Annotated in this window: 18 protein-coding genes; 12 read left to right on the top strand and 6 right to left on the bottom strand. The window is 70.1% G+C overall.

Annotation, left to right across the window (positions count from 1 at the left end; translation table 11 throughout):
* Positions 1 to 85: 85 nt before the first annotated feature.
* A complete protein-coding gene (ppgK, locus tag OHB13_RS24250) occupies positions 86 to 823 on the bottom strand; it encodes a polyphosphate--glucose phosphotransferase (protein WP_328378479.1) in 738 nt (245 codons plus the stop codon).
* A 136-nt stretch (positions 824 to 959) separates the two neighbouring features.
* Positions 960 to 1991 (bottom strand): 4-hydroxy-3-methylbut-2-enyl diphosphate reductase, encoded by a 1032-nt coding sequence (locus OHB13_RS24245; RefSeq protein WP_328378478.1) that lies wholly within the window; start codon positions 1989 to 1991, stop codon positions 960 to 962.
* A gap of 124 nt (positions 1992 to 2115) precedes the next feature.
* Here OHB13_RS24245 and OHB13_RS24240 point away from each other — a divergent pair, with 124 nt between their 5' ends.
* The 4 genes from OHB13_RS24240 (at position 2116) to OHB13_RS24225 (ending at position 5969) form a co-directional block, all read left to right on the top strand.
* Positions 2116 to 3486, top strand: coding sequence for an APC family permease (locus OHB13_RS24240; protein WP_328378477.1), 1371 nt, complete (start codon positions 2116 to 2118; stop codon positions 3484 to 3486).
* A 43-nt stretch (positions 3487 to 3529) separates the two neighbouring features.
* Positions 3530 to 4774: an exodeoxyribonuclease VII large subunit gene (xseA, locus tag OHB13_RS24235; protein WP_266853609.1), complete on the top strand. Its 1245-nt coding sequence runs from the start codon at positions 3530 to 3532 to the stop codon at positions 4772 to 4774.
* Between the two features lie 116 nt (positions 4775 to 4890).
* A complete protein-coding gene (locus OHB13_RS24230; protein ID WP_266853611.1) occupies positions 4891 to 5118 on the top strand; it encodes an exodeoxyribonuclease VII small subunit in 228 nt (75 codons plus the stop codon).
* A gap of 260 nt (positions 5119 to 5378) precedes the next feature.
* On the top strand, positions 5379 to 5969 hold the full coding sequence (locus OHB13_RS24225; RefSeq protein WP_266853613.1) for a malonic semialdehyde reductase: 591 nt from the start codon (positions 5379 to 5381) through the stop codon (positions 5967 to 5969).
* Between the two features lie 99 nt (positions 5970 to 6068).
* On the opposite strand, the gene OHB13_RS24220 is transcribed toward OHB13_RS24225, so the two are convergent.
* Positions 6069 to 6677 (bottom strand): DUF4245 domain-containing protein, encoded by a 609-nt coding sequence (locus OHB13_RS24220; RefSeq protein ID WP_266853615.1) that lies wholly within the window; start codon positions 6675 to 6677, stop codon positions 6069 to 6071.
* A 126-nt stretch (positions 6678 to 6803) separates the two neighbouring features.
* Here OHB13_RS24220 and glpX point away from each other — a divergent pair, with 126 nt between their 5' ends.
* Positions 6804 to 7835 (top strand): class II fructose-bisphosphatase, encoded by a 1032-nt coding sequence (gene glpX / locus OHB13_RS24215; protein ID WP_266853617.1) that lies wholly within the window; start codon positions 6804 to 6806, stop codon positions 7833 to 7835.
* Between the two features lie 70 nt (positions 7836 to 7905).
* On the opposite strand, the gene OHB13_RS24210 is transcribed toward glpX, so the two are convergent.
* Both OHB13_RS24210 and OHB13_RS24205 read right to left on the bottom strand, forming a co-directional pair.
* Positions 7906 to 8274 (bottom strand): WhiB family transcriptional regulator, encoded by a 369-nt coding sequence (locus OHB13_RS24210; protein WP_266853618.1) that lies wholly within the window; start codon positions 8272 to 8274, stop codon positions 7906 to 7908.
* 169 nt (positions 8275 to 8443) lie between these two features.
* Positions 8444 to 9115, bottom strand: coding sequence for a DUF1707 SHOCT-like domain-containing protein (locus OHB13_RS24205; RefSeq protein ID WP_266853620.1), 672 nt, complete (start codon positions 9113 to 9115; stop codon positions 8444 to 8446).
* A gap of 249 nt (positions 9116 to 9364) precedes the next feature.
* Here OHB13_RS24205 and OHB13_RS24200 point away from each other — a divergent pair, with 249 nt between their 5' ends.
* The 5 genes from OHB13_RS24200 (at position 9365) to OHB13_RS24180 (ending at position 16975) form a co-directional block, all read left to right on the top strand.
* A complete protein-coding gene (locus tag OHB13_RS24200) occupies positions 9365 to 11029 on the top strand; it encodes a fumarate hydratase (RefSeq protein WP_266853622.1) in 1665 nt (554 codons plus the stop codon).
* Between the two features lie 119 nt (positions 11030 to 11148).
* Positions 11149 to 12537, top strand: coding sequence for a class II fumarate hydratase (locus tag OHB13_RS24195; RefSeq protein ID WP_328378476.1), 1389 nt, complete (start codon positions 11149 to 11151; stop codon positions 12535 to 12537).
* A gap of 85 nt (positions 12538 to 12622) precedes the next feature.
* Positions 12623 to 13288: a cytidylyl-2-hydroxypropylphosphonate hydrolase gene (gene fomD / locus OHB13_RS24190; protein WP_266853625.1), complete on the top strand. Its 666-nt coding sequence runs from the start codon at positions 12623 to 12625 to the stop codon at positions 13286 to 13288.
* A gap of 201 nt (positions 13289 to 13489) precedes the next feature.
* Positions 13490 to 15322, top strand: coding sequence for a SpoIIE family protein phosphatase (locus OHB13_RS24185; RefSeq protein WP_328378475.1), 1833 nt, complete (start codon positions 13490 to 13492; stop codon positions 15320 to 15322).
* 186 nt (positions 15323 to 15508) lie between these two features.
* On the top strand, positions 15509 to 16975 hold the full coding sequence (locus OHB13_RS24180) for a catalase (protein WP_328378474.1): 1467 nt from the start codon (positions 15509 to 15511) through the stop codon (positions 16973 to 16975).
* A 92-nt stretch (positions 16976 to 17067) separates the two neighbouring features.
* Here the strand turns inward: OHB13_RS24180 and OHB13_RS24175 are convergent, their stop codons facing one another.
* A complete protein-coding gene (locus tag OHB13_RS24175) occupies positions 17068 to 19479 on the bottom strand; it encodes a transglycosylase domain-containing protein (protein ID WP_328378473.1) in 2412 nt (803 codons plus the stop codon).
* Between the two features lie 279 nt (positions 19480 to 19758).
* Here OHB13_RS24175 and OHB13_RS24170 point away from each other — a divergent pair, with 279 nt between their 5' ends.
* Entirely contained in the window at positions 19759 to 20451 is a 693-nt protein-coding gene (locus OHB13_RS24170; RefSeq protein ID WP_328378472.1) for an ABC transporter ATP-binding protein, read from the top strand.
* A complete protein-coding gene (locus tag OHB13_RS24165; RefSeq protein ID WP_328378471.1) occupies positions 20448 to 22781 on the top strand; it encodes an FtsX-like permease family protein in 2334 nt (777 codons plus the stop codon). Before OHB13_RS24170 ends, OHB13_RS24165 begins: the two co-directional genes overlap by 4 nt.
* Positions 22782 to 22831: the final 50 nt, after the last annotated feature.

The following is a 22831-nucleotide window of genomic DNA, read 5'->3' as shown; positions in this document are numbered from 1 at the left end:
CCGGGCGGGGAGGCCTGCTGCGGCTGACGGGGCGGGCGCCAGGGTCAGCGGTAGCGCCGCCCCGCTCCCGCCCCCACCTCCGTGCTCAGCGGCTGGACGCCGCCATCGCCGCGCCCACGATGCCCGCGTTGTTCTCCAGTTCGGCCGGCACGATCTCGGCCCGGACCCCCTCGATCAGGGGCAGGAACTTGTCGGCCTTGCGGCTCACGCCGCCCCCGATGATGAACAGCTCGGGCGAGAACAGCATCTCGACGTGCTCCAGGTACTTCTGCACCCGGTGCGCCCAGTGGTGCCAGCTCAGATCCTCGTCCTCCTTGGCCTTCGTCGACGCGCGCGTCTCGGCGTCGTGGCCGTGCAGTTCGAGATGGCCCAGCTCCGTGTTGGGGACCAGGCGGCCGTTGCGGAAGACCGCCGAACCGATACCCGTACCGAAGGTGAGCAGGATGACCGTGCCCTTGCGGTCCCGGCCCGCTCCGAAGGTCATCTCCGCGATGCCCGCGGCGTCGGCGTCGTTCAGCACGGTCACCGGGAGACCGATTCTGCCGCCGATCAGCGTGGCGGCGTCGACGTCGATCCAGCTCTTGTCGACATTGGCCGCGGTACGGACCGTGCCGTCGGTGACCACGCCGGGGAAAGTGATCCCCACCGTGCCCGACCAGTCGAAGTGCTTGACGACGTCGGCGACCCCGTCGGCCACACCGTCGGGCGTGGCCGGATGCGGGGTCAGCACTTTGTGGCGCTCCTGCGCCAGGTCTCCGCGGTCCAGGTCAACGGGAGCGCCCTTGATCCCGGATCCGCCGATATCCACACCGAAGATCTGCATGACTCCACGTTACGGCGTGGAGCCCTCCGTCACTTGTCGGAGCGGCTTCCGGGGCGCAGGAGCGTGAAAGCCCCCGGATACAAGCCCCTGGACACGAGCCCCCGGACGCTCCCGGACGCCCCCCGCTCCGCTGCGGCTAGTTGCCCGAACGGTCGGCGGCCTCGGCGCGCAGGTCGCGGCGGAGCTCCTTGGGCAGCGAGAAGGTGATCGACTCCTCGGCCGCCTTCACGATCTCCACGTCGCCGAAGCCCCGGGCGGCGAGCCACTCCAGTACGCCGTCGACCAGGATCTCCGGGACAGAGGCACCCGAGGTCACGCCGACCGTGGTGACGCCCTCCAGCCAGGCCTCGTCCAGTTCCTCGGCGAAGTCCACCAGGTGGGAGGCGCGGGCACCGGCGCCGAGGGCGACCTCGACCAGCCGTACCGAGTTGGACGAGTTCTTGGAGCCGACGACGATGACCAGGTCGGCGTCCGCGCCCATCTGCTTCACGGCGGTCTGGCGGTTCTGCGTGGCGTAGCAGATGTCGTCGCTGGGCGGCGAGATCAGCTGCGGGAACTTCTCCTTGAGCGCGTCGACCGTCTCCATCGTCTCGTCCACGGAGAGCGTGGTCTGGGAGAGCCAGACGACCTTGGACTCGTCACGCACGGAGACGTTGGCGACGTCCTCGGGGCCGTCGACGAGCGTGATGTGCTCGGGCGCCTCGCCGCTCGTGCCCACGACCTCCTCATGGCCTTCGTGGCCGATCAGCAGGATGTCGTAGTCGTCGTTCGCGAAGCGGACGGCTTCCTTGTGGACCTTCGTCACCAGGGGGCAGGTGGCATCGATGGTGGCGAGACTGCGCTGGGCGGCCTCGTCGTGGACGACGGGGGCCACACCGTGCGCGGAGAAGACGACGATGGAGCCCTCGGGGACCTCCTGCGTCTCGTCGACGAAGACGGCGCCCTTCTTCTCCAGGGTCTGTACGACGTACTTGTTGTGGACGATCTCCTTGCGGACGTAGACCGGCGCGCCGTACTGCTCAAGGGCCTTCTCGACGGCGATCACGGCGCGGTCCACACCCGCGCAGTACCCGCGCGGGGCGGCCAGCAGGACACGGCGGGCGCCGCTGCCCCGCGCGGCGTCTCCGGTCGGGGTGGCGGCGGGTGACGGGCTGGGCGTAGCAGTCATGCGGTCCATCGTAACGGCCGGGCCTGCGGCAGGCGGCGGGTCGGCGGGCCCACCGCCCGCAAGGGGGAACGCGCTGGGCCGTGTCAGGTGGGACGGGGTCCGCAGTTGTGGGAAGACTGATGCCATGACTTCTGACGAGACGGCTGCGGGCAGTGGTGTGAAGGCGCCTGAACTACACCGGAATCTAGGGTTCCGGGACCTGGTCGTGTACGGGCTGCTCTTCATCGCCCCGATGGCCCCGGTCGGCATCTTCGGCACCCTCGACGCCAAGTCGCACGGCGCCGTCGTACTCGTCTACATCGTGGCGACGATCGCGATGGGCTTCACCGCCTTCAGTTACGCACAGATGGTGCGGGTCGTCCCGCTGGCGGGATCGGTCTTCGCGTACGCGCGCAAGGGGCTCGGCCAGGGGCCCGGGTTCATCGCCGGGTGGATGGCGATGCTCGACTATCTGCTGATCCCGGCCGTCGCGTACCTCTTCTCGGGAATCGCGATGAACTCGCTGGTGCCCTCGGTCTCGCGGTGGGTGTGGACCGCGCTGGCCGTGGTGGTGACCACGGCGCTGAACCTGTGGGGCGTACGGGCGGCGGCCCGGGTCGGCTTCGCGGTGCTCTTGCTGGAGATCGCGGTCCTGGGGGTGTTCGTGGTGGCCGCCGTCGTGGTGCTCGTCCAGGACGGCTCGCAGCGCGGCTGGCTGACGCCCTTCACCGGCGACGGCGGATTCTCGCTGACGGCGGTGCTCGGGGCGGTGTCCGTGGCGGTGCTGTCCTATCTGGGCTTCGACGCGATCGCCTCGTTCGCCGAGGAGGTCACCGGCGGGTCGGCGAAGGTCGCCAGGGCGGTGCTGTTCTGCCTGGTGCTCGCGGGTGTGCTCTTCATCGTGCAGTCGTATCTGGCGGCGGTCCTGGAGCCGATGTCCTCCGCCCAGCTGGCCGCGAAGCCCGCCGCGCAGGGTTCGGCCTTCTACGACACGGTGGACGCGTCGGTCGGCAGCTGGCTGCACGACCTGGTCGCGGTGAGCAAGGCGATCGGTGCCGCCTTCGCCGCCCTCGCGGGTCAGGCGGCGGCGGGCCGGCTGCTCTTCGCGATGGGGCGCGACCGGCGGCTGCCGCACGTCCTGTCCAGGGTGAACGGCCCGTCCGGGGTGCCGCGGCTCGCGGTGCTGCTCGCGGCGGTGGTGACGCTGATCGCCGCGGTGTGGGCGGCGCGCCGCGACGACGGCCTGGACCGGCTGGTTTCGGTGGTCGACATCGGAGCGCTGACCGCGTTCCTGCTGCTGCACGCGTCGGTGGTGGGCTGGTTCGCGGTACGGAAGGCGGAGGGGCCGCCGGTCTGGTGGCGGCATGTGCTGATGCCGGTGCTGGGCGCGGCGGTGACGATCGCGGTGATCGTGGAGGCGACGAGCACGGCCCAGTGGGTCGGGCTGATCTGGCTGGTGGCGGGGCTCATGGTGTTCGGTGTGCAGCGGAGCCGCCGCGCCGACAGCGAGGTGTGAAACCGGCGGCCGGACTGTCAGTGGCACGGCTTAACCTGCGTACATGGCTCTGAATACGAGTGCGGACGCGCCGCTGCCCGTCGGCGAGGTGTCACGGCTCATCGGGGGGTGGATCGACCGGCTCGGCGCGGTGTGGGTCGAGGGGCAGATCACCCAGCTCTCGCGCCGGCCGGGCGCGGGGGTGGTGTTCCTGACGCTGCGCGACCCCTCGTACGACATCTCGGTGTCCGTGACGTGCTTCCGCCAGGTCTTCGACGCGGTCGCCGACGTGGTGTCGGAGGGTGCACGGGTCGTGGTCCACGCGAAGCCTGAGTGGTACGCGCCGCGCGGCCAGCTGTCGCTGCGGGCCGTGGAGATCAAACCGGTGGGAATCGGTGAACTGCTCGCGCGCCTTGAGCAGTTGAAGCGGACACTGGCCGCCGAGGGGCTCTTCGCCCCGGACCGCAAGAGGCCCGTCCCGTTTCTGCCGCAGCTGATCGGTCTGGTGACCGGCCGCGCGAGCGCGGCGGAACGGGACGTCCTGGAGAACGCACGGCGGCGCTGGCCCGCCGTCCGGTTCGAGGTGCGGAATGTGGCGGTGCAGGGGGTGCACGCGGTGCCCCAGGTGGTCGACGCCGTGCAGGAGCTGGACCGGCTGCCGGACGTGGACGTGATCATCGTGGCGCGGGGCGGGGGCAGCGTGGAGGACCTGCTCCCCTTCTCCGACGAACAGCTGATCCGCGCAGTGGCCGCGTGCGGTACGCCGGTGGTGTCGGCGATCGGCCATGAGCCGGACTCACCGCTGCTCGACCTGGTGGCCGATGTCCGGGCGTCCACACCGACGGACGCGGCGAAGAAGGCCGTACCGGACGTCGGGGAGGAACTGGAGCGTGTACGGCTGCTTCGGGACCGTTCCCTGCGGACCGTGCAGGGGCTGCTCGACCGGGAGCAGCGCGGGCTGGCCGCCGCGCTCGCCAGACCGTCGATGGAGCGGCCGCAGCGGATGGTCGAGGAGCGGGAGGAAGCCGTCGACGCCCTCGTGGAGCGCAGCCGGCGGACCCTGCGGCATCTGCTGGACCGCGCGGACTCGGAGCTCTCCCACACCCGCGCCCGCGTCGTGGCGCTCTCCCCGGCGGCGACGCTGGAGCGGGGGTACGCGGTGCTGCAACGGGAGAACGGGGCGGTGGTGCGCGCACCCGGCGAGGTCACGGACGGGGAGCCGCTGCGGGCCAGGGTCGCCGGGGGCGAGCTGGGCGTGACGGTGAGCCCGCAGCCTCCGCAGCCCCGGGAGCCCGAAGAGCCGCAGTAGCCGCAGCAGGTTCAGCGGCTTCCGGGCTTCCGGGGCTTGCTTCCGGGGCTTCCGGAGTGGGATTCAGTGTGGATGCGGCCCGAGTGAATGAGGCCGACGAGATCAGGGTGGATGAGATGGCAGAGGCGAAGACGGACGGAACGGCCCCCGGGTACGAGCAGGCGCGCGACGAGCTGATCGAAGTCGTACGGCGGCTGGAGACCGGGGGGACGACCCTGGAGGAGTCCCTGGCACTGTGGGAGCGAGGCGAGGAGCTGGCCAAGGTGTGCCGCGGCTGGCTGGAGGGGGCGCGGGCCCGGCTGGACGCGGCACTGGGGGAAGGTACGGAACCGGGCGAGGGGTGAGAGGCCGCCCGGCGCGACCCCTGCCGGCTCGATCCCTGCCTGCGCGATCCCTGCCTGCGCGATCTCCACGGCCCACATGCCGTCCCGGCCCGCTCACTGTCCCGGCCCGCATGCCGTGAGGCACAGATCGCTCACTGTGAGGCACGGCCCGCACGCTGTGAGGACGATCACGTCGGGCCAGATTTAGTTGAAACTTAATACATCCTGGTCGTACAGTCGGAGCATCCCTTGATCCACTGCATGTCCGGAAGGTACGAAAGATGTCGCTCGTTCTCGACCCCGCCGCCCAGGACCTCCTCTTCCGTGAGGCCCGCACCGCGAACACCTTCACCGACGAGCCGGTGACCGAGGAGCAGGTGCAGGCGATCTACGACCTGGTCAAGTACGGGCCGACCGCCTTCAACCAGTCGCCGCTGCGCATCACCCTGGTCCGCTCCCCCGAGGCCCGTGAGCGCCTGGTGCAGCACATGGCCGAGGGCAACCAGCCGAAGACCGCCACCGCCCCGCTGGTCGCGATCCTCTCCGCGGACAACGAGTTCCACGAGGAGCTCCCGCAGCTGTTCCCGCACTTCCCGCAGGCCAAGGACGCGTTCTTCTCGGAGCGCCCGGCCCGCGAGCAGGCCGCCCACCTCAACGCCACCCTGCAGGCCGGTTACTTCATCGTCGGCGTGCGCGCCGCCGGTCTGGCCGCGGGCCCGATGACGGGCTTCGACTTCGCCGGTGTCCAGAAGGAGTTCCTGGACGACGACCACACCCCGCTGATGATCGTCAACATCGGCAAGCCGGGCGAGGACGCCTGGTTCCCGCGCTCCCCGCGCCTCCCGCTCGACGAGGTCATCACGACCGTCTGAGCCACCCGCACGGCACATGGAGAGGCCGCCGCACCCCGAGGGGTGCGGCGGCCTCTCCATGTCTCCCGGGCCACGGGCCACTCGGACCCCGGGCCACGACTACGTCGCGGAACTCCCCGACTTGGCGGGGGTCGGCTTTGAGGAGCCCTCCGGCTTCGAGGAGTTCTCCGGCTTCGCGGGGGTGTCCGGCTTCTCGGCCTTCAGCGCCGCAGCCATCTGCGCCAGCTGCCCGTACGGCGCCGTCCCCGTCACCGCCGTCGTCGAGCCGTGGTCCCGGCGTACGAGCGCGTTGTACTTGGGGCCCTTCCAGCGCTGCCAGGTCTCGCCGCCCACCTGCTGGGTCTGCGACGTCTTCGACGCGCCCTTGCTGACGGTCGTGACGAACCCGCCCGAGGGCCCGGTGCTCTGCTCCACCGCGACGTACTGCTCCTCCGGGTCCAGGAACCCCAGGTGCCACGCATGGCCGCTGTCCTGGTCGTACGAGACCGAGGTCGCCTTCCAGCCCTTCGGCAGCCCCACCGGCGCCTGTACCGGATACGGTGCCGCGCGCTGCGCGGTGAGCTGTTCCACGCGGTAGTCGACGGTCTTCACCGGCTCCGAAGTCCCACCGTGCGGAACGAACACGTAGATGACCGCGACGGCGGCCAGGATGACCACCATCGACTGGATCATTCCGCGCACTGTCTGCTTGCTTCGCGTACCTGCCACGGACCCATGGTCTCAGGTGGCCGCGCTGCTCATGCGTGGGCCCCGGTGCTCATTTTGTCGACCGGACGATAGAATCGAACGAACCCTCTACATACGGCCGTCGTCGTATCAGAAAGGTGCGTGCCGATGACCGAGCATCATCTCCCTTCCCAGCTGGAGGTCTCCCCGGAGGCCCCCGACCGCAACCTCGCCCTGGAGCTCGTCCGGGTCACCGAGGCCGCCGCCATGGCCGCCGGCCGTTGGGTCGGGCGCGGCGACAAGATCGGCGCGGACGGTGCCGCGGTCAACGCGATGCGTACGCTCGTCTCCACCGTCTCCATGAACGGCGTCGTCGTCATCGGCGAGGGCGAGAAGGACGAAGCCCCGATGCTCTTCAACGGGGAGCACATCGGCGACGGCACCGGCCCGGAGGTCGACATCGCCGTCGACCCGATCGACGGCACCACGCTCAACGCCAAGGGCATGCCGAACGCCATCGCCGTACTGGCCGCCGCCGACCGCGGCTCCATGTTCGACCCGTCCGCCGTGTTCTACATGGACAAGCTGGTCACCGGCCCCGAGGCAGCCGACTTCGTCGACATCAACGCCCCCGTCTCGGTCAACATCCGCCGGGTCGCCAAGGCGAAGCACTCCTCGCCCGAGGACGTGACGGTGGTCATCCTCGACCGCCCCCGCCACGAGGGCATCGTCAAGGAGATCCGGGAGACCGGCGCCCGGATCAAGTTCATCTCGGACGGCGACGTCGCCGGCTCGATCATGGCCGTACGGGAAGGGACCGGCGTCGATCTGCTGATGGGCATCGGCGGTACGCCCGAGGGCATCATCAGCGCCTGCGCGATCAAGTGCCTCGGCGGCACGATCCAGGGCAAGCTCTGGCCCAAGGACGACGCCGAGCGCCAGCGCGCCATCGACGCGGGCCACGACCTGGACCGGGTGCTCTCCACGACCGACCTGGTCAGCGGCGACAACGTGTTCTTCGTGGCCACCGGCATCACCGACGGTGAACTGCTGCGCGGGGTGCGCTACCGGGCCGAGACCGCGACGACCCAGTCGCTGGTCATGCGCTCCAAGTCGGGCACGATCCGTCAGATCGACTCGACGCACCGGCTGTCGAAGCTGCGCGCCTACAGCACGGTGGACTTCGACCGCGCCAAGTAGGCCCGGGCAGGACCAAGCAGGAAGGGGCGCCCCCCGTGTGCGGCTGGGGGCGCCCCTTCCGTGTGCCCGGTCAGCCCGCCTGTGCCATCGGATCCTGGACCGTGCTCCTGAGCTCCACCTCGCGGCGCCTGCGCCGGGCCAGGACCACGCGGCGCTCGGCGGCCGTCAGCCCGCCCCAGACCCCGTACGGCTCGGGCTGCACCAGCGCGTGTTCGCGGCACTCCACGAGCACCGGGCAGCGGGCACAGACCCGCTTCGCCGCCTCTTCGCGGGCGAGTCTGGCGGCTGTCGGCTCCTTGGACGGGGCGAAGAAGAGCCCCGCCTCGTCCCGGCGGCACACCGCCTCCGAATGCCAGGGCCCTGCCTGATCCTCCCGTGCCGGAGCGCGCTGCGGCGGCACGGCAGCGGCCTGCAAGGACTGATGCGGCGGATGCAGCACGGTCTACTCCTGACGACGGATTCGCGAGCGAGAGACGATGCTGCAGTCCCTACCCGCTGTGCGCACGCCTATGCACTGAGTTCCGGCCGTCACGAACCCGTCCGCGGCGCCGGTATCGGCGCGCGCCCGGCCCGAAGCGCCCGGGCGGTCCCGGGCTGCCCGGCGCGTGCTACCCGAGGTGCTTGCGCAGCTTCTTGTCGACCATGGAGCGCAGGTCCGCCACCAGCTTGCCCCGCTTCGGCTTGGCCTCGATGTTGCTGAAGACCGCGCACCCGTTCACCACCACGACCGGTGCCTCCGGGTTCTCCGATTCGAGCGTGCTGACCTCGAAGTTGCCGAAGATCCCGGTGCCGCTGCCGCGCAGAGTGACGTTCTCCGGGACCTTGACCTCGATGTTCCCGAAGATCGCGGTGGCGTTGATGACGGTCAGCCGCTGCTCGAACAGCGCCTCGGTGAGGTCGATCTCGACAGAGCCGAAGAGCGAGAAGGCGTTCGTCCTGCGGCCGACGCGCCAACGGCCCTTCCGGGTCGAGCTGGAGAAGACCGCGACCAGGTTGTCCGCGGTGACCGGAGTGTCCGGGTCGTCCGCGACCGCGTACGCCGCTGCGCCCGGGTCGGGACGGCTCCCGGTGGTGGCGGCCGGCAGATCCTGCACCAGCGGCTCCAGCTCGGCGAGGGTCTTCGCGCGGTAGACCGACTCGATCCGCTCGGAGTGCTCATCGGCGTCGAGGCGCCCCTCTGCCAGGGCGTCCCTGAGGATGTCCGCGATCCGGTCGCGGTCGGCGTCGGACGCGCGGATGCCGACGGGCTGCGGCTGCTGGGGGTGCTTTTCGAGGTCCACCGGCCCAGCGTACCCAAACGCGATAGATCGCGACTAGTGCACGGGCCGCGCAACTCCGCCCCGGGCGCGGGGAAACCGCCGCCCCGGGGCCGGGAAAGCCGCCGCCCCGCGCGGGACGGTGCCCGGGTACGGCCCCTTCGCGGGAGGTGAGTCCTACCTCACCACCGCGGGCCCCTCCCGTGGTTCTACGCTGGTGAATGCTGTGCCGATGGAGGCCAGCCCGCGTCTGCCGAGTGAGGAATGGCCGTCATGCCAGAGTTTGCGTACTCCGATCTGCTTCCCGTGGGAGCGGACACCACGCCGTACCGGCTGGTGACCGCCGAGGGCGTCTCCACCTTCGAAGCCGACGGGCGTACGTTCCTCAAGGTCGAGCCCGAGGCGCTGCGCACGCTCGCCGCCGCGGCCATGCATGACATCTCGCACTATCTGCGCCCGGCCCACCTCACCCAGCTGCGCAAGATCATCGACGACCCCGAGGCCTCGTCCAACGACAAGTTCGTCGCGCTCGACCTGCTGAAGAACGCCAACATCGCGGCCGCGGGCGTCCTCCCGATGTGCCAGGACACCGGCACCGCGATCGTCATGGGCAAGCGCGGCCAGAACGTGCTGACCGCGGGCGGCGACGAGGAAGCCCTGTCCCACGGCATCTTCGACGCGTACACCAAGCTCAACCTGCGGTACTCGCAGATGGCCCCGCTCACCATGTGGGAGGAGAAGAACACCGGCTCGAACCTGCCCGCGCAGATCGAGCTGTACGCCACCGACGGCGGCGCGTACAAGTTCCTCTTCATGGCCAAGGGCGGCGGCTCCGCCAACAAGTCGTTCCTCTACCAGGAGACCAAGGCCGTCCTCAACGAGGCGTCCATGATGAAGTTCCTGGAGGAGAAGATCCGCTCGCTGGGGACGGCCGCGTGCCCGCCGTACCACCTGGCGATCACCGTGGGCGGCACGTCGGCCGAGTTCGCGCTGAAGACCGCCAAGTACGCCTCCGCGCACTACCTGGACGAGCTGCCCACCGAGGGCTCCCCGACCGGGCACGGCTTCCGTGACACGGAGCTGGAGCAGAAGGTCTTCGAGCTGACGCAGAAGATCGGCATCGGCGCGCAGTTCGGCGGGAAGTACTTCTGCCACGACGTCCGCGTAGTCCGGCTGCCCCGGCACGGCGCCTCGCTGCCCGTCGCCATCGCCGTATCGTGCTCGGCCGACCGGCAGGCCGTCGCGAAGATCACCGCCGAGGGCGTCTTCCTGGAACAGTTGGAGACCGACCCGGCGCGCTTCCTGCCCGACACCACGGACGAGCACCTGGAGGACGGCGACGTCGTATCCGTCGACCTGAACCGGCCGATGGACGACGTCCTCGCCGAGCTGACCAAGTTCCCGGTCAAGACCCGGCTCTCGCTGACCGGGCCGCTGGTCGTGGCGCGCGACATCGCGCACGCCAAGATCAAGGAGCGGCTGGACGCGGGCGAGGAGATGCCGCAGTACCTGAAGGACCACCCGGTCTACTACGCGGGCCCCGCCAAGACCCCCGAGGGCTACGCGTCCGGCTCGTTCGGCCCGACGACGGCGGGCCGGATGGACTCGTACGTGGAGCAGTTCCAGGCCGCGGGCGGCTCCAAGGTGATGCTCGCCAAGGGCAACCGCTCGAAGCAGGTCACCGACGCGTGCGGCAGCCACGGCGGCTTCTACCTCGGCTCGATCGGCGGCCCGGCGGCCCGGCTCGCCCAGGACTGCATCAAGAAGGTCGAGGTCCTGGAGTACGAGGAGCTGGGCATGGAGGCCGTGTGGAAGATCGAGGTCGAGGACTTCCCGGCGTTCATCGTGGTGGACGACAAGGGCAACGACTTCTTCCAGGCGCCCGCCGAGTCCCCGACCATCCTCAGCATCCCGGTCCGCGCCCCCGGCCAGGCGTAGCAGCGGCAGCAGATCACGGATCACCCCCTCACGGCCGGACGGCGGTGAGGGGTGATCTTCTCTCCGGGGCCGGGAACACCTCTCCGTCAGACGTTGCTGTCCGATGTGGAGGTACGACGATGACTGAGCAGTACCGGATCGAGCACGACTCCATGGGCGAGGTACGGGTGCCCGCCGGCGCCAAGTGGCGCGCCCAGACCCAGCGGGCCGTGGAGAACTTCCCCGTCTCGGGCCAGACCCTGGAGCGGGCGCACATCGAGGCGCTGGCCCGGATCAAGGCGGCGGCCGCGAAGGTCAACGCCGGGCTCGGGGTCATCGAGGACGATCTCGCGCAGGCGGTCCAGGACGCGGCGGCCGAGGTCGCCGACGGGCGGTGGGACGGCGAGTTCCCGGTGGACGTCTTCCAGACCGGGTCCGGCACGTCCTCCAACATGAACATGAACGAGGTCCTGGCCACGCTCGCCACCGAGCGGCTGGGGCGCCCGGTGCACCCCAACGACCATGTGAACGCCTCGCAGTCGTCCAACGACGTATTCCCGTCGTCGATCCACATCGCGGCGACGGCGGCCGTCACCCGTGATCTGATCCCGGCGCTCGACCACCTGGCAGAGGCGCTGGAGCGCAAGGCCGCGGAGTTCTCGGACGTGGTCAAGTCCGGGCGTACGCATCTGATGGACGCCACACCGGTGACGCTCGGCCAGGAGTTCGGCGGGTACGCGGCGCAGATCAGGTACGGCGTCGAGCGGCTCAACTCCTCGCTGCCCCGCCTCGCCGAACTGCCCCTGGGCGGTACGGCGGTGGGCACCGGCATCAACACCCCGCCCGGCTTCTCGGCCGCTGTCATCGCCGAGGTGGCCGGGGCGACGGGGCTCCCGCTGACCGAGGCCCGCAACCACTTCGAGGCGCAGAGCGCCCGGGACGGGATCGTCGAGACGTCCGGCCAGCTGCGGACGATCGGAGCCGGGCTGACGAAGATCTCCAACGATCTGCGCTGGATGGCCTCGGGCCCGCGCACCGGCCTCGCCGAGATCTCACTGCCCGACCTCCAGCCCGGTTCGTCCATCATGCCCGGCAAGGTCAATCCGGTGATCCCGGAGGCGGTGCTGATGGTGGCGGCGCAGGTCACGGGCAACGACGCGACGGTCGCCGCGGCCGGGGCCGCCGGCAACTTCGAGCTGAACGTGATGCTGCCGGTCATCGCCAAGAACGTCCTGGAGTCGGTGCGGCTGCTGGCCAACGTCTCCCGGCTGCTCGCGGACCGCACGGTCGACGGGATCACCGCGCACCCGGAGCGGGCCCGGGAGTACGCGGAGTCCTCGCCGTCGGTCGTCACGCCGCTGAACAAGTACATCGGGTACGAGGAGGCCGCGAAGGTCGCCAAGCGGGCGGTGGCCGAGCGCAGGACCATCCGGGACGTCGTGCTGGACGAGGGGTATGTCGAGCGGGGCGATCTGACGGCGGAGGAACTGGACGCGGCGCTGGACGTCCTGAGCATGACGCGGCCGTGAACAGCGGCCGTGAACAGGCGGTCACCCGGACATCCGGGTGACCCGCATCGCTGCGCCGCACCGTCCGTACTCCTAAGATCTCCGCATGACAGGTGCAGGAGGAACACAACGCTGGAAGCCCGGGGACCACATTCTCTGGCGTTACCGCGGCAACGCGTCCGACCACCTGCACATCTGCCGCCCGGTGACCGTCGTGCAGGACACGGACGACCTGCTCGCGGTCTGGCTGGCACCGGGTACCGAGTGCATGAAGCCCGCGCTCGCCGACGGGACCCCGGTGCACCGGGAGCCGCTCGCCACCCGGTACACCAAGCCGCGCACCGTCGTGCGGGACCACTGGTGGGGCATGGGTGTGCTGAAACTGGTGCGGCCCCGTGAGCCCTGGTCCGTATGGCTGTGGTGGGACCGCGGCTGGCACTTCAAGAGCTGGTACGTGAATCTGGAGGAACCGCACCTCCGGTGGGCCGGCGGCGTCGATTCCGAGGACCACTTCCTGGACATCTCGGTGCTGCCCGACCGCAGTTGGCAGTGGCTGGACGAGGACGAGTTCGCCCAGGCCCAGCAGGTCGGCCTGATGGGCGCCGGTCAGGCGCGGCGCGTGCGGCGGGCGGGCCGGGCGGCGGTCGGGCTGATCGAGTCCTGGGGGTCGCCGTTCACCGACGGCTGGGAGGCCTGGCGGCCCGATCCGCGGTGGACCGTGCCCGTCCTTCCGGACGACTGGGACCGCACGCCCGCGCACGTGCCGTCGTGAGACCCTTGATGCGCCCCCGGGGATCAAACGTAGGATCGTCCTCCGCAAGGCTGCGCCCTACAGCGATCCCATGACAACAAACCCGTGCAGCAGTTGAACTGACCGAATGTCACTACAGGGGGGTGCAGCCATGACAGCGGGTATACGACCCCTCGAAGCGGTTGCATCGCACACCTGCCTCGGACGGACGGAATCCCTCGCGTGACGGAGCACACCACCTCCCACGAAGGCCGGCAGCCCACAGCTGCCCGGCCGCACGAACCCACTCGCCCCCGGCAGCAGGACGCCGACGTGGCGGCCGCGGGGGCCATCCCCGCGCCCCCACCGGCGCCCGCGGTCTCACCCGGACGCAGCGAGGGCGACAGACTCCGGTTCGTGGGGGCTGCCACCCGGCGTATCGCCCGGGGCATAGACCTGGACGAGATCGTCCTCGGCCTGTGCAGAGCGACCGTGCCGACGTTCGCCGACGCGATACTCGTCTTCCTCCGCGATCCGCTGCCGGTGGGCGACGAGCGGCCGGTGGTCCCGTTCGTGCTGCGGCTGCGCCGCACCGACCGGCTCCGTTTAGTGGACGAGGAAGCCTCCGACGAGCAGCCGGAACCGCTCGCCGCCCAGCTGTGCGAGGTGGCCTCCGGGGGCGCACTCGCCGAAGTACTCCGGGGCGTGCGCCCGGTCTTCGGGGACTCAGCCGCGGCCCGCGCCGCGCTGCCCGAACTGCTGGGCCCCGACCGGACCGTACCGAACGGGCACCGCACGATCCTCGCCCCGCTGCGCGGCAGACGCCGGGTGATCGGCGCCGCCGTCTTCGTCCGCCGCCCCGACCGGTCCACGTTCGAGCCCAACGACCTGCTGGTCGCGGCCCAGCTGGCCACCCACACCGCGCTGGGCATCGACAAGGCCGTGCTGTACGGGCGCGAGGCGTACATCGCCGACGAGCTCCAGCGCACCATGCTGCCGGACTCGCTGCCCCAGCCGACCGGCGTCAAGCTGGCGTCCCGCTATCTGCCGGCGGCCGAGACCGCCCGGGTCGGCGGCGACTGGTACGACGCGATTCCGCTGCCCGGCAGCCGGGTCGCGCTGGTGGTGGGCGATGTGATGGGGCACTCCATGACATCGGCCGCGATCATGGGCCAGCTCAGGACGACGGCCCAGACGCTGGCGCAGCTGGACCTGCCGCCCGCCGAGGTGCTGCACCATCTGGACGAGCAGGCCCAGCGGCTCGGCTCGGACCGGATGGCGACCTGCCTGTACGCCGTGTACGACCCGGTGGCGCACCGGATCACCATCGCCAACGCGGGCCATCCGCCGCCCGTGCTGCTCCATCTGGGCGGCCGTGCGGAGGTCCTGGTGGTCCCGCCGGGCGCCCCGATCGGGGTGGGTGGCGTGGACTTCGAGGCGGTCGAGCTGGACGCGCCCGCCGGTGCCACCCTGCTGCTCTACACGGACGGACTGGTCGAGTCACGGCTGCGGGATGTCTGGACCGGGATCGAGCAGCTGCGGGAGCGGCTCGCGGCCACCGCCGAGCTCACGGGTCCCGACCACTCACCGCCGCTCGAAGCCCTCTGCGACGACGTGCTGGACATGCTGGGTCCCGGCGACCGGGACGACGACATCGCGCTGCTCGCGGCGCGCTTCGACGGGATCGCGCCGAGCGACGTCGCGTACTGGTTCCTCGACCCGGAGGAGCAGGCCCCGGGCCGCGCCCGGCGGCTGGTGCGCAGGGCGCTGGAGCGCTGGGGCCTGGAGGAGATGTCGGACGCGGTGGAGCTGCTGGTCAGTGAGGTCGTGACCAACGCCGTGCGGTACGCGGAGCGGCCGGTGACGCTGCGGCTGCTGCGTACCGACGTACTGCGCTGCGAGGTCGGTGACGACTCCCCGCAGCTGCCGCGCCAGCGCCGGGCCCGGGACACCGACGAGGGCGGCCGTGGCCTGTTCCTGGTGAACCGGCTGGCCCGGCGGTGGGGGGCGACCCGGCTCTCCACCGGCAAGGTGGTCTGGTTCGAGATCCAGGTGCCGGCCGCGCCGCCCGACTAGGCGCGGCGAGCAGGCCCGGCCACTGAACCCGGTGGGCCCCCGGAAGCTCCGGGGCCCCACCGGGTTCAGTGCTGTCCGGGCCCGTACCCCCAACGGAACCAAATGTTGCCGACCGGGTGTCGGGGCGGTTCACTGGGGCACGCGGACGAAGCGACCTCAACCCCCTCGAACGATGGGAAGACGCTCGTGAGCGAGGCATCCCAGAAGGCCACCTACACCACCACCAACGCGGGAATCCCGGTGGAGAGCGACGAACACTCGCTCACTGTCGGCGCCGACGGCCCGATCCTGTTGCAGGACGCCTATCTGATCGAGAAGATGGCGCAGTTCAACCGGGAGCGGGTCCCCGAGCGGGTGGTGCACGCCAAGGGCTCCGGCGCGTACGGGACCTTCGAAGTGACCAACGACGTCAGCCAGTTCACCAAGGCCGACGTCTTCCAGCCGGGCAAGCGCACCGAGATGCTGGCCCGCTTCTCGACGGTCGCCGGCGAGATGGGCTCCCCCGACACCTGGCGCGACCCGCGTGGTTTCGCGCTCAAGTTCTATACGGAGCACGGCAATTACGACCTGGTCGGCAACAACACGCCGGTCTTCTTCGTCCGTGACACGATCAAGTTCCAGGACTTCATCCGCAGCCAGAAGCGCCGTCCGGACAGCGGGCTGCGCGACAACGACATGCAGTGGGACTTCTGGACGCTCTCGCCCGAGTCCGCGCACCAGGTGACGTGGCTGATGGGTGACCGGGGCATCCCCAAGACCTGGCGCCATATGAACGGCTACGGCTCGCACACCTATATGTGGGTGAACGGCGCGGGCGAGAAGTTCTGGGTGAAGTACCACTTCAAGACCGACCAGGGCATCGACTTCCTGACGCAGGCCGACGCCGACGCGATGGCCGGGTGCGACACGGACTACCACCGCCGGGACCTCTTCGAGTCGATCAAGTCGGGGAACGCCCCTACGTGGACGCTCAAGGTCCAGGTCATGCCGTTCGAGGACGCCCCGGACTACCGCTTCAACCCGTTCGATCTCACCAAGGTGTGGCCGCACAGCGACTACCCGCTGATCGACGTCGGCCGGATGACGCTCGACAAGAACCCGGACGACCACTTCGTCCATATCGAGCAGGCGTCCTTCGAGCCGTCGAACATGGTGCCCGGCATCGGACCGTCGCCGGACAAGATGCTGCTGGGCCGGCTGTTCTCGTATCCGGACACGCACCGCTACCGGATCGGGCCGAACTACATGCAGCTGCCGCCCAACAGGCCGCGCTCGCCCGTCAACTCGTACGCGAAGGACGGGCCCATGCGGTACGAGCCGTCCGCGGCGTCCAGGCCGTACGCCCCCAACTCGTACGGCGGCCCGGCGGCCGACACCGCCCGCTACGGCGAGCCCGCCGGCTGGCAGACGGCTGCGGGCGAGATGGTCCGAGAGGCCTACACGCTGCATAGCGAGGACGACGACTGGGGCCAGCCGGGCACGATGGTGCGCGAGGTCCTCAACGACGAGCAGCGCGCACGGCTCGTCGACAATGTCGTCGGCCATCTGGCGCAGGGCGTCTCGGCTCCGGTCCTCGACCGGACGCTGCAGTACTGGCGCAACATCGACCAGGCGACCGGTGACCGGATCGCGGCGAAGGCCAAGCCGGCGTAGCCGGCAGCAGAGACGACGGAGCAGGACCGGCGAGGCCGGTCCTGCTCCGTCGTTGTCCGTCCTGCTCCGTGGTCCGTCCTGCTCCGTCGCCGTCAGTTCTGCCAGTCCAGCGGCCCACCGTTGGTGGTGCCGTTGTTCGTGCCGGCGTTGGTGCCGGCATTGGTGCCGGCGTTGGTACCGGCGTTCGTATTGCCCCCGGCAGCGTTGCCGCCTCCACCGCCCGTCGACGGCCCGGCGTTCGAACTGCCCCCGGCGGCGTTGCCGCCTCCACCGTCCGACGACGTACCGGCGTTCGAACTGCCCCCGGTGGACGAGTTGCCCCCTCCCCCGTCCGTCGTGCTGTGGCCCGGATCGGGGCTGCCCGGCGGAGACGCCGGCGGTGACGACGGCGGCGGGGCCGCGGGGCTGGACGGCGGCGGGGTCGACGGGGGCGGCGGCGTGTTCGAGGGCGGCGGAGCGGTCGGTGCGACCGCCGCGCCCTGGTCGGTGTCCAGGCTGAACTTGCTCGGCTTCATATCGAGACCGAAGGTGTACGCGGCCCAGATCTCGGCCGGGAAGCCACCACCGTTGACCCGGGTGCCACTGCCGGCCGCGCCGCTGATGGTGACCTGGGCGCCTGCCTGGACCTTCTTGCCGTCCTCCACGTGCGCCTTGGCAGCCTCACCGAACATGCCGACCGAGGTCACCAGGTTCGGGGTGTAGCCGGTGAACCAGGCGGACTTGTTGTTGTCCGATGTACCGGTCTTGCCCGCGACCGGCTGTGCCTTGTTCTTGACGACGGTGCCGGTTCCCTGGTCGACCACACCGGTCAGGACCGAGGTGACCGCGTCCGCCGTCTGCGGGCTGATCACCTGGTCGCCGATCGCCTTCTGCGGCTTGAACGGCTCCAGTCCGGGGTGCGTGGCCGACTTCACGATGGTCGGGGTGACCTTCTTGCCGTGGTTGTCGAAGGTCGCGTAGATCCCGGCCATCTCCATCGGGCTCGCGCCGTAGGAACCGAGGGTCATCGCGGGCACCGCCGGGGCGTTCTTCAGGGAGCTCATGCCCAGGTCGACACCGAGCTGCTTGACCTTGTCGAGGCCCACGTCCACGCCCATCTGGGCGAACACCGAGTTGACCGAGTTGTTCATGGCGGTCTGGACGTTGATCTGTCCGTAGCTCTGGTTGTCCTCGTTGGGCGGTGCGAAGCCCACCTTGTTGCCGTTGCTGTCGACCACCGGACGGCGGCTGTCACCGTCGTACATGGTGCTCGCCTTGATCGGCTGGTCCTCCTGCGTCTTCGCACCGGACTCCAGGGCGGCCGCCAGGATCAGCGGCTTGAAGGTGGAGGCGGGCTGGTAGTCGACGCGCTTGGCGTTGCTGTACTCGTGCTTGAGGTAGTCCTCGCCGCCGTAGAGCGCCTCGATGGCGCCGGTGTGCGGGTTGACCGAGACCGCGCCCGCCTGGGTGTCCGCGTCGACCGTACTGGTCTTGGGGTGCAGTTTGCTGGTCAGCTGCTGCCGCAGCGTCTTCTCCAGCTGGGCCTGCTTCTTCGGGTCGATGTTGAGCGTGACCGTCCAGCCGCCGGCGTCGATCTGCGCCTCGGAGATGCCCTGCGCCTCAAGCTCCTGGTTGGCGGCCTTGACCAGATACCCGGTCTGGCCCTTCAGGCCGCTTTCGGGCTTGGGCTTCTGCGGGATCGGGAACTTCTGCTCGGCTCGCTTGGTCGGGTCGATCCACTTCTTCTCGACCATGTTGTCCAGGGTGTAACCCCAGCGCGCCTTGACCAGCTTCTTGCCCTCGGCGGTCGCGGACGACCAGTCGTACTGGCTCGGCGCCTGGAGCAGCGAGGCGAGATACGCGCCCTGGCTCACATTCAGGTTCTTGGCGTCGATCCCGTAGTACGCCTGGGACGCGGCCTGGATACCGAAGGCGCCCCGGCCGTAGTAGCTGGTGTTGATGTACCCGGCGAGGATCTGCTGCTTGGAGAACTTCTGGTCGATCTTGAGGGAGACCACCAGCTCCTTGAGCTTCCGGGTGACCGTCTGGTCGGAGCTGAGGTAGTAGTTCTTCACGTACTGCTGGGTGATCGTCGAGCCACCCTGCTTCCGGCCCTGGACCGTGTTGTAGAGCCCTCGGGCAGTGCCCTTGAAGTCGACTCCGTGGTCCTGGTAGAAGGTCTTGTTCTCGGCGGCGACGAAGGTGTGCTGGACGTCCAGGGGGACCTCGGAGAGGTCGACCTTCTCCCGGTTGACCTTGCCCGTGCGGGCGATCACCTTGCCGTTGCTGAGCTTGTAGACGTTGCTCTGGAGCTCCGCGTCGGCGTTCGCCTTCGGCACCGGCACGTACATGTAGAACACGACGAACGCGCCCATCAGCAGCAGGCAGAAGACGAAGAACCCGCCGAGGACCTTCTTCCAGGTGAAGAGCCTGCGTATCCCGCTCTTCCCGCTCTGCTTGCTGTTCGTTGATTTGCCCCGGCGCGCCCCGCGCTGCCGGGCTCGTCGATCGTCCGCACGGCCCATCGCTCTGTGACTCCGCCTTCTCTCACCCAGTCCAGCTGTCGAAAGCTAACACCGCTTCCTGAGCACCTTTGGACAGGGACCACTCCCAAGGGGCCCTTTCCACACGTGACAATCAGCACCTGTGTCATAGGGAACCGACGAGCAGGAAGCCCACAAGGTTGCCACTCCCGGACGATCTCCCTCTCAAGTCGCCCTGATTGCCCGTGAATGTCATGATTCTGCGGCACTATGCACCCCGGGTATACACAGTGGGTATACGTAGTGCGTATAGTCCCGGTCATGCCATCCCAGTCTCCGTTGCTCAGCGCAACAGACCTTCACAAGGTCTACGGACCGACCCCCGCCCTGGCCGGCGCGGACTTCGCCATCGCATCCGGCGAGATCGTCGCGGTGATGGGCCCGTCCGGGTCCGGCAAGTCGACACTGCTGCACTGCCTGGCCGGAATAGTGAGCCCCGACACCGGCACCATCCGGTACGCGGACCACGACCTCACCGCGATGAACGACATGGGCCGCAGCGCTCTGCGCCGTACGGACTTCGGCTTCGTCTTCCAGTTCGGCCAGCTCGTACCCGAACTGTCCTGTGTGCAGAACGTCGCACTGCCGCTGCGGCTCAACGGCGTCCGGCGCAAGGAGGCCGAGCGCAGGGCGCTGGAGTGGATGGAGCGCCTGGAGGTCGCCGAGCTGGGGCACAAGCGCCCCGGCGAGGTCTCCGGTGGGCAGGGCCAGCGCGTCGCCATCGCCCGCTCGCTGGTGACCGGTCCGCGGGTGCTCTTCGCCGACGAGCCGACCGGCGCGCTCGACTCCCTCAACGGCGAGCGCGTCATGGAACTCTTCACCCAGGCCGCCCGCTCCACCGACGCCGCCGTCGTCCTCGTCACCCATGAAGCGCGCGTCGCCGCCTACTCGGACCGTGAAGTCGTCGTACGCGACGGCAAGTCCCGCGACCGCTTCGCGCAGAGCGCCGCATGAGCCGCGCGAGCCGCATCGACGACCTCGCCATGGGGGTCCGGTTCGCGGTGACCGGCGGCCGGGAGAGCTGGGTGCGCACCACGCTCACCGCCGTCGGTGTCGCGCTCGGGGTGGCGCTGCTGCTCGCCGCGTCCGCACTGCCCAACGCGGTGAGCACCCAGTCGGCGCGCGGAGCCGCCCGCACCTTCTCCGCAGCGGGGAATCCGGTCCCGCGCAGCGACACGACCCTGCTGTACGGGCAGGCCGGGAGCGAGTACCACGGCAACAGCCTGAACGGCTATCTGCTCCGCCCCGACGGCGGCCACCCGGTCGTCCCGCCCGGCATCGGCGCGATCCCCGCCCCCGGCACCATGGTGGTCTCGCCCGCCCTGAAGGACCTGCTGGGCTCGGCCGGCGGCAAGCTGCTGCGCGAGCGCCTTCCGTACCGGATCACCGGCACCATCGGCCAGTCCGGGCTGAGCGATCCGGGCGAGCTGTACTACTACGCGGGCAGCTCCACCCTCACTGTGGCGACCGGTGCCCACCGGATCGCGCACTTCGGCGGCGGTCCGCTGAGCCCGCCGCTCTCCTCCGCGCTCGTGGTGCTCACCATCCTGGGCTGTGTCGTCCTGCTCACCCCGGTGGCCATCTTCATCGCCACCGCGGTCCGCTTCGGCGGCGACCGCCGCGACCGGCGGCTCGCCTCGCTGCGGCTGGTCGGCGCGGACATCCGGATGACCCGGCGGATCGCGGCGGGCGAGGCGTTCGCGGGATCCGTCCTGGGGGTGCTGCTCGGCTGGGCGGTCTTCCTGGCCGGCCGGCAGTTCACCGGCGGAATCCGGCTCTGGAAGATGTCCGCGTTCCCGTCCGACCTGGCCCCGGTTCCCGCGCTGGCGGCGCTGATCTCGCTGGCCGTGCCGTTCTCGGCGGTGCTGGTCACCCTGTTCGCGATGCGGTCGGTCACCGTCGAACCGCTCGGTGTCGCCCGGCAGGGCGCCACCCGCCCCCGCCGCCTCTGGTGGCGTCTGGTGATGCCGGTCGCCGGCCTCGGCCTGCTGCTGCACACGGGCCGGATCACCGGCACGGCCGTCTCCGTCAATCCGTACCCCATCGCGATCGGCGCGATCCTGGTGCTGGCCGGGCTGACCACGCTGCTGCCGTGGGTCGTCGAGGCGGTCGTCGCCCGGCTGAGGGGCGGCCCCGTCCCGTTCCAGCTGGCCACCCGCAGACTCCAGCTGAGCAGCGGATCGGCTGCCCGCGCGGTCAGCGGCATCACGGTCGCCGTCGCCGGGGCGGTCGCGCTCCAGATGTACTTCGTCGGGCTGCACGACGACTTCGACAAGAACACGAACCAGGACCCGAGCCGCGCCCAGATGCACATCGACGCGGACTACCCCAGCGCCGCACGGGCCCGGCAGATGATCCACGCGTTCCAGGGCACCAAGGGCGTCGAGGCGGTCATCGGCACCATCGAGTCCTACGCCGACAAGCCCGGCGGCGACCCCGATCCGAACGCGATGGGCCCCTGGCCCACCACCATGATCACCATGGGTGACTGCCCGACCCTGCGCGAGCTGGCCCACCTCCCGTCCTGCGAGGACGGCGACACCTTCGTCGCCCACGTCGAGGGGCAGAAGGGGATGAACGCCTGGGTGGACAAGACCGTACGGCCGGGCGGCAAGCTCAACGTCGGCCGGGACGCCAAGCCCGTGCTGTGGACGCTCCCGAAGGACTCGCCCACGGTCATGGCCCGCCCCGACCCGATGGGCGAGAAGCGCAACGGCATCCTCGTCACACCGTCCGCGATCAGCGCGGACCGGCTCCCGCAGGCGCAGACCCGCGCCCTGGTCAAGGTCGACCAGTCAGTGCCGGACGCCGCCGAGTACGTACGGAACACCGCCGCCCGCATCGACCCGGCCATGCGCGTGTGGGACCTCACCCTGGTCGACCGCGACAAGCAGTACGCGAGCATCGAGAACGGGCTGCTCGCGGGCGCCGTCGCGACCATGGCGCTGATCGCCGCCTCCATGCTCGTGTCGCAGCTGGAGCAGCTGCGCGAGCGCCGGAAGCTGCTGTCGGTCCTGGTGGCCTTCGGCACCCGCCGGCCCACCCTGGGCTGGTCGGTGCTCTGGCAGACCGCGGTCCCCGTGGTCCTCGGCCTGGCGCTCGCCGTCGCCGGCGGTCTCGGGCTCGGCACCGCGCTGCTGTGGCTGGTCGGCAAGTCCGTGACGGACTGGTGGGGTTTCGTCCCGCTGGCCGGTGCCGGGGGCGCGCTGATCCTGCTCGTCACCCTGCTCAGCCTTCCTCCGCTGTGGCGCATGATGCGCCCCGACGGCCTCCGTACCGAGTAACACCGTCCGGCCCGAACAAGGCCGGCCGGCCCCACACGACCGTCCGGCGA

Origin of the sequence: Streptomyces sp. NBC_00440, assembly GCF_036014215.1 — a bacterium.
GTDB lineage: Bacteria > Actinomycetota > Actinomycetes > Streptomycetales > Streptomycetaceae > Streptomyces.
This window is presented reverse-complemented; position numbering and strand designations above follow the sequence as displayed.